Source organism: Pseudomonas sp. 21615526 (assembly GCF_013386245.1).
Taxonomy (GTDB): Bacteria; Pseudomonadota; Gammaproteobacteria; order Pseudomonadales; family Pseudomonadaceae; genus Aquipseudomonas.
This window is the reverse complement of sequence record NZ_JACAOM010000014.1, coordinates 66176-80695: the sequence shown is the minus strand read 5'-3', so window position 1 is coordinate 80695 and position 14520 is coordinate 66176. Positions and strand designations below refer to the sequence as shown.

The 14520-nt window shown below is 61.1% G+C and carries 15 protein-coding genes; 7 read left to right on the top strand and 8 right to left on the bottom strand.

Features of this window, described 5'->3' with window-relative positions; all coding sequences use genetic code 11:
- The first annotated feature begins 187 nt into the window (after nucleotides 1–187).
- A complete protein-coding gene (locus HX786_RS06000) occupies nucleotides 188–1267 on the top strand; it encodes a LacI family DNA-binding transcriptional regulator (protein ID WP_102604341.1) in 1080 nt (359 codons plus the stop codon).
- 40 nt (nucleotides 1268–1307) lie between these two features.
- Here HX786_RS06000 and HX786_RS05995 read toward each other — a convergent pair whose 3' ends face one another.
- Together HX786_RS05995 and HX786_RS05990 are read right to left on the bottom strand one after the other, a co-directional pair.
- The gene (locus HX786_RS05995) at nucleotides 1308–2510 is read right to left on the bottom strand and encodes a multidrug effflux MFS transporter (protein ID WP_003217667.1); all 1203 of its coding nucleotides are present in this window, start codon (nucleotides 2508–2510) and stop codon (nucleotides 1308–1310) included.
- A 198-nt stretch (nucleotides 2511–2708) separates the two neighbouring features.
- Entirely contained in the window at nucleotides 2709–3068 is a 360-nt protein-coding gene (locus tag HX786_RS05990; RefSeq protein ID WP_008433396.1) for a helix-turn-helix domain-containing protein, read from the bottom strand.
- 98 nt (nucleotides 3069–3166) lie between these two features.
- Between HX786_RS05990 and HX786_RS05985 the strand changes: the two genes are divergently transcribed.
- Nucleotides 3167–3916, top strand: a complete 750-nt coding sequence (locus HX786_RS05985; RefSeq protein ID WP_087692989.1) for an SDR family NAD(P)-dependent oxidoreductase — start codon at nucleotides 3167–3169, stop codon at nucleotides 3914–3916.
- 347 nt (nucleotides 3917–4263) lie between these two features.
- Here HX786_RS05985 and HX786_RS05980 read toward each other — a convergent pair whose 3' ends face one another.
- From HX786_RS05980 to HX786_RS05960, 5 genes are all read right to left on the bottom strand, one after another.
- Complete coding sequence (locus tag HX786_RS05980; RefSeq protein WP_177042044.1) at nucleotides 4264–5313, bottom strand: alcohol dehydrogenase; 1050 nt, start codon at nucleotides 5311–5313, stop codon at nucleotides 4264–4266.
- Nucleotides 5314–5397: 84 nt separating this feature from the next.
- Nucleotides 5398–6561: an FAD-dependent oxidoreductase gene (locus tag HX786_RS05975; RefSeq protein ID WP_178911830.1), complete on the bottom strand. Its 1164-nt coding sequence runs from the start codon at nucleotides 6559–6561 to the stop codon at nucleotides 5398–5400.
- Nucleotides 6558–7226 carry a cupin domain-containing protein gene (locus HX786_RS05970; protein ID WP_178911829.1) on the bottom strand — a complete coding sequence of 223 codons (669 nt, stop codon included), beginning with the start codon at nucleotides 7224–7226 and terminating at the stop codon, nucleotides 6558–6560. The genes HX786_RS05975 and HX786_RS05970 overlap by 4 nt, the downstream gene beginning before the upstream one ends.
- Before the next feature lie 71 nt (nucleotides 7227–7297).
- Nucleotides 7298–7639, bottom strand: coding sequence for a carboxymuconolactone decarboxylase family protein (locus HX786_RS05965; protein ID WP_218169017.1), 342 nt, complete (start codon nucleotides 7637–7639; stop codon nucleotides 7298–7300).
- Nucleotides 7640–7719: 80 nt separating this feature from the next.
- Nucleotides 7720–8493 (bottom strand): SDR family NAD(P)-dependent oxidoreductase, encoded by a 774-nt coding sequence (locus HX786_RS05960; protein WP_177042036.1) that lies wholly within the window; start codon nucleotides 8491–8493, stop codon nucleotides 7720–7722.
- A gap of 197 nt (nucleotides 8494–8690) precedes the next feature.
- On the opposite strand from HX786_RS05960, the gene gcvA reads away from it, so the two are divergent.
- From gcvA to HX786_RS05935, 5 genes are all read left to right on the top strand, one after another.
- The gene (gcvA, locus tag HX786_RS05955; protein ID WP_178911828.1) at nucleotides 8691–9620 is read left to right on the top strand and encodes a transcriptional regulator GcvA; all 930 of its coding nucleotides are present in this window, start codon (nucleotides 8691–8693) and stop codon (nucleotides 9618–9620) included.
- A 178-nt stretch (nucleotides 9621–9798) separates the two neighbouring features.
- Nucleotides 9799–10320: a helix-turn-helix domain-containing protein gene (locus HX786_RS05950; RefSeq protein WP_178903494.1), complete on the top strand. Its 522-nt coding sequence runs from the start codon at nucleotides 9799–9801 to the stop codon at nucleotides 10318–10320.
- A 22-nt stretch (nucleotides 10321–10342) separates the two neighbouring features.
- Nucleotides 10343–11452 carry an HlyD family secretion protein gene (locus HX786_RS05945; RefSeq protein ID WP_178903493.1) on the top strand — a complete coding sequence of 370 codons (1110 nt, stop codon included), beginning with the start codon at nucleotides 10343–10345 and terminating at the stop codon, nucleotides 11450–11452.
- Nucleotides 11449–13014 (top strand): DHA2 family efflux MFS transporter permease subunit, encoded by a 1566-nt coding sequence (locus HX786_RS05940; RefSeq protein WP_178911827.1) that lies wholly within the window; start codon nucleotides 11449–11451, stop codon nucleotides 13012–13014. The genes HX786_RS05945 and HX786_RS05940 overlap by 4 nt, the downstream gene beginning before the upstream one ends.
- 93 nt (nucleotides 13015–13107) lie before the next feature.
- On the top strand, nucleotides 13108–13569 hold the full coding sequence (locus tag HX786_RS05935; protein ID WP_177077749.1) for a PaaI family thioesterase: 462 nt from the start codon (nucleotides 13108–13110) through the stop codon (nucleotides 13567–13569).
- Between the two features lie 3 nt (nucleotides 13570–13572).
- Here HX786_RS05935 and HX786_RS05930 read toward each other — a convergent pair whose 3' ends face one another.
- Nucleotides 13573–14415 carry an SDR family oxidoreductase gene (locus tag HX786_RS05930; protein WP_178903491.1) on the bottom strand — a complete coding sequence of 281 codons (843 nt, stop codon included), beginning with the start codon at nucleotides 14413–14415 and terminating at the stop codon, nucleotides 13573–13575.
- Nucleotides 14416–14520: the final 105 nt, after the last annotated feature.

Here is a 14520-nt window from a genome sequence, read left to right as displayed (position 1 = left end):
GTTGTTGTTTTAGATATTGCATACGTATGCAATTTAGCCGATGCTAAGCCATTCCCGGACGAGATGAAAAGGGGGAGGGCGAAAAAAGACCGAGAAATTTGCGCGAGACGGGCGAGCATGGGACGGGCGACACACCTTGCTTTAAATGGCAGGTATGATCGGCATTTGAAATGTGGATGCAGACTCAATGGCAGACTCCAACGACCCTTCCAGACACCCGATCACTGCCCATGATGTGGCCCGGTTGGCCGGTGTCTCGCAGTCTGCGGTCTCGCGAACGTTCACCAAAGGCGCCAGTGTTTCGCCGAAAACCCGGCAAAAGGTGGAGGCGGCGGCGGCAGCATTGGGCTACCGTCCGAACCAGTGGGCGCGTTCGTTGATCAAGCGGCGCTCCAACCTGATTGGCGTGGTCGCGCCAAGTATGGAAAACCCGTTTTATTCTGCAGTGCTGGAAGCCTTGTCGGCGGCGTTCGAAGAGCTTGGCTATCGAGTACTGTTGTTCTCCACGGCCAACCACGAAGACTCTGACCCGGTGCTGGAAGAGATACTGGGCTACCGCGTGGAGGCGCTGGTGCTGGTGTCGGCGAGCCTGTCTTCGCGGTTTGCCGAGGAGTGCAAGCAAACCGGGTTGCCAGTGGTGCTGGTCAACCGTCGAAATGACAGCACCAGTATCTCCAGCGTGACCAGCGACAACGCCCAGGGCAGCATGGAAATTGCGCAGTTCCTGGTGGCTGGCGGGCATCGCGAGCTGGCTTATATCGCCGGCAAGGAAAGCTCCTCGACCAGTCGTGACCGGGAAATCGCCTTTGTCGACGCACTGCAACGTCTGGGGCATCCGGTACCGCAACGCGCCGTGGGTGACTACACCTTTGAAGGCGCGATGGAGGCCGTACGCCGGCTGCTGTCGAGTGCCAGTCCGCCTGACGGGATTTTTTGTGCGAATGACATCATGGCCCTGGGCGCCATCAATGTCGCACGCGAGGAGTTCGGGCTCACACCGGGCAAAGAGATCTCGATCGTCGGGTTCGATGACATCGGCCTGGCCGCCTGGCCAGTGTTTTCGTTGACCACCTACGTTCAACCGGTGAGCGATATGGTGAGTCGTGCGGTTGGGATCATCTGCGCGCAATTGGAAAACCCCGATACGCCTGCCATTCAGGAAGTCGTGAGGGGGCGGTTGATCGTACGCAAAAGCGCGAAAGTCCCGGACAGCGGGGTAGAGCAGGGGCCCGACTGCCGGGTGTGGCAACCCCAGGAACAGGCGTGAGCCATTCGGTCGAAGGCTGGCGACGACCTACCCGGCGTCGCTATGACCCCGCGCGGGCCAGGTGCGGTGGCAATCGGTTGAGGGTCCACCACGCAGTCAGCATCGCCGCCACCGCGCTCAGGGCGATGCCGATCAACATCGGTGCCGGGGTGTGGTCGGCAAACACACCCACCACCGCCATGCACACGGCGGCGGTGATCATTTGGATCGCGCCCAGCAACGCTGATGCAGAACCGGCCACTGCGCCATGGTCTTCCAGGGACAATACCCCGGCCGCCGGCAACAGCAGCCCGAGAAAACCGAAGCCGATAAACAGCAGCGCCATCATCAACGGCAGGCTATTGACCCACAGCGTGGTGAGCGCCAGCAAGGCCATGACCGTTGCCACGCCCGCCACCGACCAGCGAATCAACGGCGCGAGGCCGAAGCGTGCACTCAAGCGCGCGGTCAACTGGCTCAGGGCAAAAAACGACGCCGCGTTGAGGGCAAAGCACAGGCTGAATTGCGTTGGCGTGAGCCCGTAGTACTCGATGTAAACGAATGGCGCGCTGCCGATGAACACGAAGAACGTCGCAAGGCCAAAACCGCCCACTACCGACAACCCGGTAAACACCGGATCACGCAGCAACGCGCCGTAGCTGCCGAACGCATTGCCCAGGGTCTTGCCCAGGCGGCGTTCGGCGGGGTGGGTTTCCGGCAATTGCACGGCGGTCATGATCAGGCACAGCACTGCGGCCACACCCAGTACCCAAAACACTTCGCGCCAGCTCCACACGGCAATGATCACGCTGCCGGCCAGCGGTGCGAGAATCGGTGAAATGCTCACCACCAGCATCAGCAACGCCATCAGGCGCGCGGCTTCATGGCCGGTGTACAAGTCACGCACAATCGCCCGCGGAATCACCATCCCGGCGCAGGCGCCAAAGGCCTGCAACGCCCGGAAGCCGATCAGCACCTCGATGGAGGGGGCGAGGGCGCAACCAATGCTGGCCACGATGAAAATCGCCAGGCCGGCATAGATCGGCGGCTTGCGCCCGAACACATCGCTGATCGGGCCGTAGAACAGCTGGCACACACCGATGATCATGAAGAACACCGTCAGGCTCATCTGCACCGCGGCAGGCGAGGCATGCAGGCTGGCGCCGAGTGTCGGCAACGCCGGCAGGTAGCTGTCGATGGCAAACGGGCCGACGGCGGTGATCAACCCCAGCAGCAGGGCGAGGTGGGCGATACTTCGAGACATGGTGGTTCCGGGCGGCGGTAAAAAAGAGGGGCCAGCTTAGTGATCGCCCTCGGCGCATACAAGCCGGTGTTTACAGACTCGCTACATAGTCACCAGCGGCAGGGTGTCGTGAATAGGCAATTGATACGGGAGATAGACGTAAAGTATTGATTTAACTCAACTAAATATCCATTTAGTCGAGTTGGATATTTCGCGAATTTAAGGCTGGGCGAGGGCGGTCGCTCGGCGCTCACTGATGCGTTCAACCGCCAGCATATGGTCGGTCCCCCATTGGCAAAGCGGCCCCAATGCCTGGGCCAGCGAGCGTCCGAAGGGAGTCAGGGAGTATTCGACCTTTGGCGGTATCTCCTTGTAGTCGATGCGCGCGATGATCTCATCGCGTTCCAGCTCCTTCAATTGCTGGATCAGCACCTTGTCCGTCACGCCGCCAACGGCGCGCCGCAGTTCGCCATAACGGTGAACTTCATGGGCCAGGTGGTACAGGACCAACGGTTTCCATTTCCCGCCAATCACCGCCAGGGCGGCGTCGAGCCCGCAGTTAAAGGTGCTGTTTGACATGTTTTTGCCCTCAGGCTTGGTACTTACCAAAAGGTGCATACTATTCAAAACAATAGCGCAGATCTACGCTTGGGCCTCAACATTTGAAGGAAACACTCATGAACAGGCTCAACGGGAAAATCGCCGTCGTCACCGGTGGCAACAGCGGGATCGGCTTGGCCAGCGCCATACGCTTTGCGGCCGAAGGTGCACAGGTCGTTATCGTGGGACGCCGCCAGGATGAACTGGACAAAGCCTTGGTCCTGATCGGGCATGACGCGATCGCGATCCAGGGCGACATTTCAAACCTGCGTGATCTTGAGCGGGTATTCGCGCAGATCAAGGCTGACAAAGGTCGTGTTGATGTGTTGTTCGCCAATGCAGGCCTTGGGGATCTGGAGCCCATTGGGGCGATCACGGAGGAATCGTTTGATCGCACCTTTGGCGTGAACGTGAAAGGCACGTTGTTCACCGTACAGAACGCGTTGCCATTGATGAGCGCCGGTGGCTCGATTGTGCTGACAGGTTCGACGACGGCCTCGATGGGCACCGCAGCGTTCAGCGTCTACAGCGCGTCGAAAGGCGCACTGCGAAACTTCGCGAGAAGCTGGGCGCTGGATCTGCAAGGCACAGGTATTCGCGTGAACGTGCTTTCACCTGGGCCGACAACGACACCGGGTTTGGACAGAGCGCTATCAGGTACCGGCCAGAAGGATGCGATTGTCGATTCGATGGTTACGCGTGTACCGCTGGGTCGTATGGGGCAGCCAGATGAAGTGGCGAATGCGGCATTGTTCCTGGCATCGGATGAGAGCAGCTTCATGACGGGCAGCGAGATGTTCGTGGATGGCGGTTTCGCTCAGGTGTGATCCAGGCTCATCGACCAAATCGAGACAGGCTGGGTTTGGTCGATGAGGAGCGTGGTGCACTGGTTGAAATCTGGCTGCACTGACCCTGATAACGGATCATATGATTACGCATAATGTATATTATGTTAAATCACGTATAGCGCCCGGGATTTGCTTGAGCAGGATCAGCGCCCCGTCGAATTGCAGTCCCAGATTGGCCGAGGCATTGCTAATGCCCGCAGGTGCATGGCCAATTCCGAGCGGACGCCCTCCTCCAAGCTCTTCAGCCGTCGGCATCGGCAGTCTGTTGGGGCAGTGTTGAGGTCATGGTTCTTAATGGGTGTCGAGTACCCATCGCAAGGTCGTCATCACGGGTCAATGCGCGCAGCGGCGTGCTCACCTGCGATGCTCAATACCATGCGGAATTTGACGTCGCCGGACTTCATCCGTTGGTAGGCTTCATTGGCCTGTTCGAAGGGCATCACTTCGATCCTCGGGCGTACGTCAGCCAGCACGCTGAAATCCAGGGTCCTTTCGTTTTCGTAGGGCGAGCCGGTGATCGAACCCAGCAGGCTGCGCTCACCTACGACCAGGTGGCCGGTCGACACCGGCAACGGATCTTTGCCCGCTCCAAGCAGAACAAGACGGCCTTGTGGTGCGAGCCCGGCCATGAGCGCCGATACGGTAGCAGGGGCGCTGATAGTACTCACGATGGCCTGAGCGCCGCCCATTTCCTTGAGCTTCGTCGCCGCGTCTTCTTCATGGGTGTCGATGTAGACATGGGCTCCCAGGTTCCATGCGTCGTCGGCGATATCAGTGCCGCGCCCGATGGCAACCACGCGAAACCCCATCCGGCGCGCGTACTGCAGGGCCATATGCCCCAGGCCGCCAATACCAAAGATGGCAACCGTATCGCCCGCCTGCGCGCCGCACTTCTTCAACGCATTGAACGTGGCGATGCCGGCGCAAAGCAACGGCGCGGCTTCCTCGGCAAGGAGTTCGTCAGGAATCGATACCAACCCGGAGGCTCGCGCCAGCATCATTTCGGCATAACCACCGTCGCAAGTAGCGCCGACAAAGGGCTGGTGTTGGCACAGCTGAAAGTGCCCCTGGCGACACGGTACACATTCGCCGCAAGGCCCGCCCAGGCGGCCCACGCCCACACGCTGGCCGACTTTCCAGAGCGATGGAACGTGCTCGCCCAGCGCGGCGATGCGGCCGACCACTTCATGACCCGGCACACGCGGCGGCTGCAGTGCAGGGTCTGCCCCTTCGATGTCGCCAATATCGGCACCACAGATGCCGCAGGCCTCCACGGCAATCAGCACCTGCCCACTACCAGGGGCAGTTGTTGGACGGTTAACCAGCTCCAGAAAACCCGGTCGGGTGACTTGCATGGCACGGTATGTAGCGTTCATAGCCCTCGGCTCCTGAAAAGATAAAAAACGGAAAAGTGTCAGGCCGAAACAACAACGAGCGCCGTCTTGCCTTGCGATCTCAGGTCAACGCTTCGATGGATTCAACGCAGCCGCACTGGCATGTTCAGTCAACGCCTTCACGCCCAGGCCGGCGGCCTCGACGGCCCCGGCCAAATAGCCGGAAAACTGCGGCGACCACTCGCTGGCGATGCCTGTCAGGCATCCCTGCCAGGGTCCCGAAGTTGCCTTGGCCGAGGGCGCCCGGGAATGCTGGGCCGCCGCATTTACATCGACTGCGGTGGCCGTAAGCGGGTCTTGCGCCCAGTCCTTGATGGCTTCGGCCTTGGGCGTCGCCGCCAGAGGGCCAAACATCCGTACCAGTTGCGCACGGCAGTGCGTACGCAATGCCTCGTCGGAGACCGTGCTGCGTACACGCGCCGGCACGCCCAGGAAGCCAAACAGCGCTGCGCTGCCACCCGGCATGGAGGCGTCATGGATTTCACCCAGTGGCCCACGTGCACTGCGGCCTTCACCGGACAACCCCTGCTCCCGCCAGAACGGTGTGTCATAGATGGCGACGTACTTGGCTTGAGGTGCCATCCACGTCGCCGTTTCACGCCACTGCAGGGCCAGCGATGCAGGCAAGGCCGGTTCGAATGCGATGGTGCGTTCGACCAGTCGAGGCGGCAGCGCTAGCAAGACATGCTCGGCCTGCCAGGCACTGACATGGCCTGCGGCGTTTTCGCTCTCAAGCTCGATACAGCCGTGGTGTTTGCGAAGTCGGCGCACCGTGTGGCCGGTGATGATGTTTGCCGGGGCGAGCTTATCTCGCAGGGCTTCGGTCAAGCGCCCCATGCCACCGGCCAGGCGCATGGACGCGGGCGAGTTCACGTAGCCATGCATGCGCACAGCAGGCTCCTCGGGTGAGCGCTCCACCATCATGTCGCCCTCCTCGAACTGCTCAAACTGCTCCAGGCCCAAGGCCTCCACCAGCCGGCCAAGCTCGTGTTGGTAGCCAGGCCAGAACCAGGTAGGGCCCAGGTCGAAGCGGTCGATGCCGTCGGTGTTCGCGCCAATGTGGGTAACGGCCTGGCCGGTGGCGTCGATGGACGCAATACGGCCGCCGAGGGCTTCCCTCCCCTCCAGCAACACATAATCGGTTATGCCCTGGCGTTCCAGCAGGTAGGCGGCGTACAGGCCGCTCAAACCGGCACCAACGATAGCAATGCGTACCGTGTGCTTGCTCATTCCTCTGCCGCCACATCGGCCAGGTGGCCCGTTTTGAGGTACAGGGTGGCGCCTTGGTCGCCAGCGTAGAGATCCGCAGACTCACCAGCAGGCAGGCGCACCCAACTGCCGCACTCGTATGCCTTTCCATCCAGCGTCACGTTGCCCGCCAGCACCAGCAGTTCAGCGCCATCAGGCAGCGTCTCGAAAATCGCGTCATGCGGTGCCAGACGTTGCAGACAGACCTGCTCCGTTTCATCACGGAACAGCGTGCAAACCTCGCGCCGGCCCTCCCGACGCCACACGGCAGGGTCACGGGTATCAATGCGCACATGGCGCTGCTCGCGTCCCTGCATCTGCTGAAGCTTGACGAAAATGACGGCGCCCCCGGCGCTGGAGGGTTGATGGCTGGACCCGGGGGGATTGCGCAAATACCAGCCCGCCGGGTAGTCCCCACTCCCGTCGGAGAAGGTCCCCGACAACACGAGAATCTCCTCTCCCCCGGGATGGGGGTGGCGAGGGAAACGGGAGTCAGGGGCATACCGCACAAGGCTGGTGGCACGGGCTTGTTCCGCGCCCACGCGATCCAGCATCACGCGCTCGACGCCATCCTGGGGCGAAGCCACCCATTGACACTGCTGGGACGCCACGATGGCGCGGCGAGTGAAATCGGCATTGATCAGCATGAGGGTTATCCAAACGGGGACAAAGACACCGGCCAACCCGTCCGTGGGTGGGCGGTGCATATCGATAGGGCTTACTGACTGGGCAGTTGTTGATAGGCCTCGACGACGCGTGCCGAGTACGTCAGTGCAGCACCCGCGTTCAGGGCAATCGCCACACCGAGGGCTTCGGTGATTTCTTCAAGCGTGGCACCGTGCTCGACCGCCTTCTTGGTGTGAACGGAAATACACCCGTCGCAGCGCGTGGTCACAGCCACCGCCAATGCGATCAGCTCGTGGATCTTCGGTTCCAGATGCCCCGTCTTGACCGCCGAATTGTCGATCATCATCAGGCCGCGCATCACGTCCGGGCTTTGTTTAGCGTAGTCGCCCACGCGCTCCATCAGGGCGTCGCGGTAGCCATTCCAGTCTTGCATCATGGTCTTTCTCCAAAAACAGATTGAAGCCAGGTGTGGGGTCTCGCCTGGCAAAGAACTCAGTGCGTCAGCGGCGCAGGTCAGTTACGGCCAGCCATGACACCGCCATCGACGTCCCAGACGGCGCCAGTAACCCAGCCCGCCTTGTCCGAGAGGAGGAAGGCAACCACTTCGGCGACATCCTGAGGCGTGCCCACACGGCCAATCGGGTGGAAGCTGTTGAAGCCTTGCAGCGCACTGTGCACTTCGGCTTTTGGAATGAAGCCTTCGTAGATAGGGGTCTGCACCACGGCAGGCGACACCGCGTTAACACGGATGTTCTTGCTGCCCAGTTCCATCGCCAGGTGCTGGGTCAGCGAGTGCAGACCCGCCTTGGCCATCGAGTAGGCCGACGACGGTGTGGCCGCGATCGCCTGCTTGCCCCACATCGAACCAATGTTCACGATCGCGCCCGGGCGGTTCTTGGCGACCAGGTTGGCGGCAACCTTTTGCGTGATGAAGAAGGTCGCTTTGTTGATCGACATGTACTGGGCGTAATCGGCTTCCGAATGCTCCAGGAATGGCTTGGGGAAGAACACGCCAGCGGCGTTGACCAGCAGGTCGATATCCGAATGCTGTTCGTCCAGGGTTTTGATCAGCGAAGCGACGGCGGCGTCGTTGGCCAGGTCGGCGGTCAGTGCCCATACCTGGCCCAGTTCAGCCAATTCCCGGCGGGCTGCTTCGGTTTTTTCCGGGCGGTTGCCCACGATGACTACGCTGCCGCCTTCGGCCAGTACGGTGCGCGCCGTCTGCAGGCCCATGCCGCTGGTGCCACCGACGACCAACAGCTTCTTGCCCTTGAATTGATTGCTCATCTTGAAAATCTCTCTGTGCGCCCGCCGCCAGGCAGGACTTGAATGGAAGAAAAACTATTGTTTCCAACGGCACTCGCATGCCTATGCGCTCACCCATCAAACAGATCAACAGTCGGCATGGAGGCGATTTTTCTCTTCTTCACGGCTGCAGACAAACGAGATAAAGTGTCAATCCCTGAAAGAAAAACTTTATCACCATGAAATCACCGGTCCATCTGAACGCCCTGCGCGCCTTCGAGGCCAGCGCCCGCCATCAGAGCTTTTCTGCGGCGGCGGTCGAACTCAACGTCACACCCGCGGCGGTCGGTCAGTTGGTACGCACGCTGGAGGAATGGCTCGGTAGCCCACTGTTTGTGCGCGGCAACAGTGGCCGGGCAAGGCTTGTGCCTACGGAAGTGGCCGAGCGCGCGCTGCCCGACATCCGCGCAGGTTTCGACAGGCTGACGCTGGGGATGGAGCGACTGCGGGAAAGTTCGATCACCGGCGTATTGACCGTGGCCGTGAGCCCGGCGTTTGCCGCCAAATGGCTGCTGCCTCGCATCGAGCGCTTCCAGGCGGTTTGTCCCGAAACAGACGTGCGCCTGGATACCAACCTCAAACCGGTGGATTTCGTCGCGCAGCGGATCGATATCGGTGTGCGTTATGGCACGGGGCGGTGGCCAGGGTTGAGCGCCGAAAAACTGATGGATGAAGAGGTCTATCCGGTGTGCTCACCACAATTGCTGCGCGAGCACTCGCGTTTGCAAAAGCCCAATGACTTGGCGCAGGAGATGTTGATTCACGACCTCTCAATGGATAGCCATACCGGTTTTCCAAGCTGGGAAACCTGGATGCAGAAAGCCGGGGCGAAAGACACCCGCTCCATGCGGGGCATGCAAATCAACAATTCCGCCGCCGTGTTGCAGGCTGCGGTTGAGGGGCACGGCGTCGCACTTGCACGCAGCGTCATGGCCCACGACGACCTGGCAAGCGGACGGTTGGTGCGGTTGTTTCCAGACATCAGTGTTGCATCGGAGCTGGCCTACTACGTCGTTTATCGACCTGAGTGTGCGAGCTTGCCCAAGTTGGCGACATTTCGGGACTGGTTGTTGGCAGAGGCACAACAGACGGTAAATCACGAGCTTTGAAGATGATTTCCGGGGTCCGCGTGCCTTCCATACGGCACGACTTCGTTTCCTTTCGTTTTAGGGCCAAGCGCCCCTACCCAGCCCAACGTAACAAATAATTTCTAAAGTAGCTTTCATTATGAAAGTCACAATGCAATATTACGTATGTAATATTGCTCGACTGACGCAGGTGACCATGATGAAAAAAGCCAGCTTCCAGCCCATGTCCTGTCCGGTCGCCCGTGCTCTGGAGCACATTGGTGATGGCTGGAGCCTGTTGATCCTGAGGGATGCGTTCTACGGGCTGCGCCGTTTCGATGAGTTCCTCCAGAGCCTCGGGATCGCCTCGAACACCCTGACCCGCCGCCTGAACGCCCTGGTGACCCACGGTTTGCTGGAGCGGCGCCCGTACCAGGACAACCCGCCGCGCCACGAGTACCACCTCACCGAAGCCGGTCGGGAGCTGCGCCAGGTCATTCTCACGCTGATGGCCTGGGGCGCACGGCATGCCGAAGGCTCGACCAAGGTGTTTCTGGCCGATGAAGCCACCGGGCGCCCCGTGAAACTCGCGTTGATGGACGCCAACACCGGTAAACCCATCACCCGCGAGGGCCACCGGGTGCATGTCGCCGCCGACGCCGAACCCCTGACCCTGTGGCGCGCGCGAACCGGCCGGGCCTACGCCGAAAAAGACCAACTGGTCAGCCCCTTCCCCCACTAATACTCAATGAGGTCATTTCGCCATGGACGCTCCAGTCAGCGCTGTGCCCGAACCCACCAAAACATCCCGGCGCAAACAGGTGCTGCGCCTGGGGCTGCTGACCCTGGCCGTGGCTGGCGGCGTCTGGTACGCCAGCCACTGGTGGCTGGTCAGCCGGTTTGTTGAAGACACCGACGACGCCTACGTGGGGGCGGATGTGACCGTCATCAGCGCCAAAGTGCCCGGCTATATCAGCGAAGTGGCCGTGCAGGACAACCAGTTCGTGCACGCCGGCGACGTGCTGGCCCGCATCGATGTGCGCGACTACCGCACCGCCCTGGCCAAAGCCGACGGCGCCGTGGCTGCGCAACAGGCCGCGCTCGCCAACCTGGACGCCACCGAACAGCTGCAACTGGCGGTGATCAACCAGGCCAGGGCGCAGATCGACGCCACCGACGCCGAGGCGCAACGGGCCGGCGACGATCAAACGCGTTACCAGAACCTGGTGCGCAGCCAGGCCGTGTCGGTCGAAAGCGCGCAACGGGTCAACGCCGTGTGGAAGACCGCCCGCGCCGATCACTCCCGGGCGCAAGCCGGGTTGATGGCGGCACGCCGGCAAATCGACGTGATTGAAACCCAGCGCGGCCAGGCTCGCGCCGCGCTGCAACAGGCGCAAGCCGAACGCGACCAGGCCCAACTGAATATCAGCTACACCGAACTGCGAGCACCGGTGGACGGGTATGTGGGCAACCGCCGCGCCCGGGTCGGTGCCTACGCCGCGGCCGGCAGCCAACTGATCTCGGTGGTACCGGCAAAAGGGCTATGGGTAGACGCCAACTTCAAGGAAGACCAGTTGGGTCGCCTGCAGATTGGGCAAAGCGTGAGTATCCGCGCCGACATCCTCCCCGGCCGTGAATTCCACGGGCACATCGAGAGCCTGGCTCCCGCCACCGGTGCGCAGTTCAGCGTGTTGCCGCCGGAGAACGCCACCGGCAACTTCACCAAGATTGTGCAACGCGTGCCGGTACGTGTGCGGCTCGACAGCAATGACGCCGACTTTGGCGCCCTGCGACCGGGCTTGTCGGTGATGGCCAAGGTCAACACCCAGGAGGTGTTCGACGACCAGGCCAGCGCACTCAAGGCCCAGCTATGAACAGCCCGTTGCCCACCCTCAGCACCGCGCAAAAGGTCGCGGCCTTCGCCACCATGTGTGTGGGCATGTTCATCGCCCTGATCGACATCCAGATCGTGTCCGCCTCGCTCAAGGACATTGGCGGCGGGTTGTCTGCCGGTGCGGACGATACGGCGTGGGTGCAGACCGCCTACCTGATCGCGGAAATCATCGTGATCCCGATGTCGGGCTGGCTCTCCCGAGTGATGAGCACGCGCTGGCTGTTCGCGGCCTCGGCGGCCGGTTTTACCTTGACCAGCCTGCTCTGCGCGCTGGCCTGGAACATCCAGAGCATGATCGCGTTTCGCGCCCTGCAGGGGTTTCTGGGGGGCTCGATGATCCCGTTGGTGTTCACCACCGCGTTTATGTATTTCAACGGCAAGCAACGGGTGATCGCCGCGTCTACCATCGGCGCCATCGCGTCACTGGCGCCCACACTGGGCCCCGCAGTGGGAGGCTGGATCACCGACATTTCCTCCTGGCACTGGCTGTTCTACATCAACCTGCTGCCCGGCCTGTTTGTGACCTTTGCCGTGCCGATGCTGGTCAAGGTCGACCGCCCCAACCCATCGTTGCTCAAGGGCGCTGACTACATCGGCATGGCGTTGATGGCAGTGTTTCTCGGCTGCCTGGAATACACCCTCGAAGAAGGCCCGCGCTGGAATTGGTTCAGTGACAGCACCATCGCCACCACTGCCTGGATAACCGCCATCAGCGGCGCACTGTTTATCTGGCGCTGCCTGGAAATCAAGGAGCCGATTGTCGACCTGCGCGCTCTGCGGGACCGAAACTTCGCCCTGGGCTGCCTGTTTTCGTTCATCACTGGCATCGGCATTTTCGCCACCATCTACCTCACGCCGCTGTTTCTTGGCCGGGTGCGTGGGTATGGCTCGCTGGATATCGGCCTGGCGGTGTTTTCAACGGGGGTGTTCCAGTTGCTGGCCATCCCGGTGTACGCAGTGCTGGCCAGCCGTTTCGACCTGCGCTGGATCCTGATGTTCGGGCTGTCGCTGTTCGCTTTGTCGATGTGGGACTTCTCCCCCATCACCCACGACTGGGGCGCCAGGGAACTGCTGCTGCCCCAGGCCATACGCGGGTTTGCCCAGCAAATAACGGTGCCACCCGTGGTGACCCTGACTCTCGGTGCACTGGCCCCCGACCGGCTGAAACTCGCCTCCGGGCTGTTCAACTTGATGCGCAACCTCGGCGGCGCCATCGGTATCGCCGCCTGCGCTACGGTGCTCAACGACCGCACCAACCTGCATTTCCTGCGGCTGGCCGAGCACCTGAACATCCAGAACGAAACCATGAATGTCTGGCTTGATCAGCTTTCGGGCAACGCTCAGTCACTTGGGCAAAACAGCCTGGATGCGGGCCAGTTCGCGCTGCATCAACTATGGGCGCTGACATGGCGCGAGGCGCAGACGCTGACGTATGCCGATGCGTTCCTGATGATCATGGCGTGCTTTGTTGTCGCGGTGTTGCTGGTGCCGTTGATGCACAAGGTGCAGCCGCCGAAGCAGCCGTCCGCGAATGCCCATTGAATTTAAACGACAGGAGCCGCCACACATCAGGCGCTCAATCCCGTTGCATCGTCCGGCCAGCGAGAACGCTGCGGCCCAAATGGAGAAATATCAGTGAATCTAGTCAATGAAGTTGCACCCGGCCTATCCGGACTTGAAACCCTCCAGGCTTTGATTTCAGCCGGGGGACGACCGCCGATTGGAGATTCGCTCGACTTCACGTTTGTCGAGGCAGGTGATGGGTGGGCGGTCTTTACAGGCACGCCCGGCCTGCATGCTTACAACCCGATCGGCACGGTCCACGGCGGATATGCTGCAACGCTGCTCGACTCGGCATGCGGGTGCGCCGTTCACTCAAAGCTTTCAGCCACCCAGGCCTACACAACCCTTGAACTGAAAGTTTCATACTTGCGCCCCATTACCACTGAGACAGGCCCACTGCGCGCAGAGGGCCGTGTCATCTCGGTCGGCCGGCGGGCGGCGTTTGCCGAGGCTACCTTGAAGGGCCCCGACGAGCGCATCTACGCAAGCGCTACCTCCACGTTGCTGGTGATGGAGCGCCCACAAAAAGCATGATGATCAGGCACTGGCCGGGATGTCCGTCGATGAAGCGAGAGCCTTCTGATCCGCAACCGCCGCCAACCGATCAGTCAACGACTTGAAGAGGATGCCCCAAGAGTCGGAGCCAAGAACAATCCGTTTCGGTGCAGGTTCGTGATCGACACTGTCGAGGATTATTTCCGACATCTTCGCCGGGTCTCCGAGAGGCTGGCGCGAGGTATCTTTGATCATCATATGCACCATCCCGGCCGGAGTGTCCTTGTAAGCAGCGAGAGGCTTACCGAGCTGTGCACCACCGAAACGGAAATTGGTGCGTGCGCTGCCGGGTTCAATAATCGTGACGCCGATCTTGAAGGGTGCAAGCTCGATGGACAAAGAATCCAGAAAACCCTCCAGCCCCCATTTGCTCGCGTGATAAAGAGAGCCACCGGGCAGCACTGTCTGCCCGCCAAACGTCGAAAGGCCGATGATTCGGCCGCCCCCTTGCGCACGCAAGTGAGGCAAGGCCGCGCGAATCAACATGATTGGACCAATCAGGTTTGTCGACAATTGATGGTTGACCTGTTCGTCACTCAACTCTTCCGCTGCGCCAAACAAGCCATAGCCTGCATTGCTGACAATGACATCGATCTTGCCAAGCGCACCGAAAGCGTTGCTCACCACTTGTTGGATGCCGACGGTGTCCGTCATATCCAAGTGGGCGAGCCACAGTTGATCGCCATACTTGTCCTTGAGATCGCTCAGTGCTTCCATCTTGCGCGTGGTGCCTGCCACCCGATCACCGCGGGCTAGCAGTTGCTCTGTCATGACGCGGCCGAAACCGCTGTTGACGCCAGTAATAAACCAAGTGCGCTGTGTCATGGGTGCCCTTTTAGACGAGTAGTCGTTCAATGAGTAGGCCCACCGCAATCATCGCGAAGGGCGTGTTGTCCGGTGGCTCTCCCCCGGTACACCTGCAAGATAACG

What these genes read in the sequence shown, in the direction of transcription:
- gcvA (WP_178911828.1), top strand. Translation starts at nt 8,691, where the DNA reads ATGAAATCACCGGTCCATCTGAACGCCCTGCGCGCCTTCGAGGCCAGC.
- HX786_RS05980 (WP_177042044.1), bottom strand. Translation starts at nt 5,313, where the DNA reads ATGAACGCTACATACCGTGCCATGCAAGTCACCCGACCGGGTTTTCTG.
- HX786_RS05975 (WP_178911830.1), bottom strand. Translation starts at nt 6,561, where the DNA reads ATGAGCAAGCACACGGTACGCATTGCTATCGTTGGTGCCGGTTTGAGC.
- HX786_RS05945 (WP_178903493.1), top strand. Translation starts at nt 10,343, where the DNA reads ATGGACGCTCCAGTCAGCGCTGTGCCCGAACCCACCAAAACATCCCGG.
- HX786_RS05950 (WP_178903494.1), top strand. Translation starts at nt 9,799, where the DNA reads ATGAAAAAAGCCAGCTTCCAGCCCATGTCCTGTCCGGTCGCCCGTGCT.
- HX786_RS05965 (WP_218169017.1), bottom strand. Translation starts at nt 7,639, where the DNA reads ATGCAAGACTGGAATGGCTACCGCGACGCCCTGATGGAGCGCGTGGGC.
- HX786_RS05970 (WP_178911829.1), bottom strand. Translation starts at nt 7,226, where the DNA reads ATGCTGATCAATGCCGATTTCACTCGCCGCGCCATCGTGGCGTCCCAG.
- HX786_RS05985 (WP_087692989.1), top strand. Translation starts at nt 3,167, where the DNA reads ATGAACAGGCTCAACGGGAAAATCGCCGTCGTCACCGGTGGCAACAGC.
- HX786_RS06000 (WP_102604341.1), top strand. Translation starts at nt 188, where the DNA reads ATGGCAGACTCCAACGACCCTTCCAGACACCCGATCACTGCCCATGAT.
- HX786_RS05940 (WP_178911827.1), top strand. Translation starts at nt 11,449, where the DNA reads ATGAACAGCCCGTTGCCCACCCTCAGCACCGCGCAAAAGGTCGCGGCC.
- HX786_RS05960 (WP_177042036.1), bottom strand. Translation starts at nt 8,493, where the DNA reads ATGAGCAATCAATTCAAGGGCAAGAAGCTGTTGGTCGTCGGTGGCACC.
- HX786_RS05995 (WP_003217667.1), bottom strand. Translation starts at nt 2,510, where the DNA reads ATGTCTCGAAGTATCGCCCACCTCGCCCTGCTGCTGGGGTTGATCACC.
- HX786_RS05930 (WP_178903491.1), bottom strand. Translation starts at nt 14,415, where the DNA reads ATGACACAGCGCACTTGGTTTATTACTGGCGTCAACAGCGGTTTCGGC.
- HX786_RS05990 (WP_008433396.1), bottom strand. Translation starts at nt 3,068, where the DNA reads ATGTCAAACAGCACCTTTAACTGCGGGCTCGACGCCGCCCTGGCGGTG.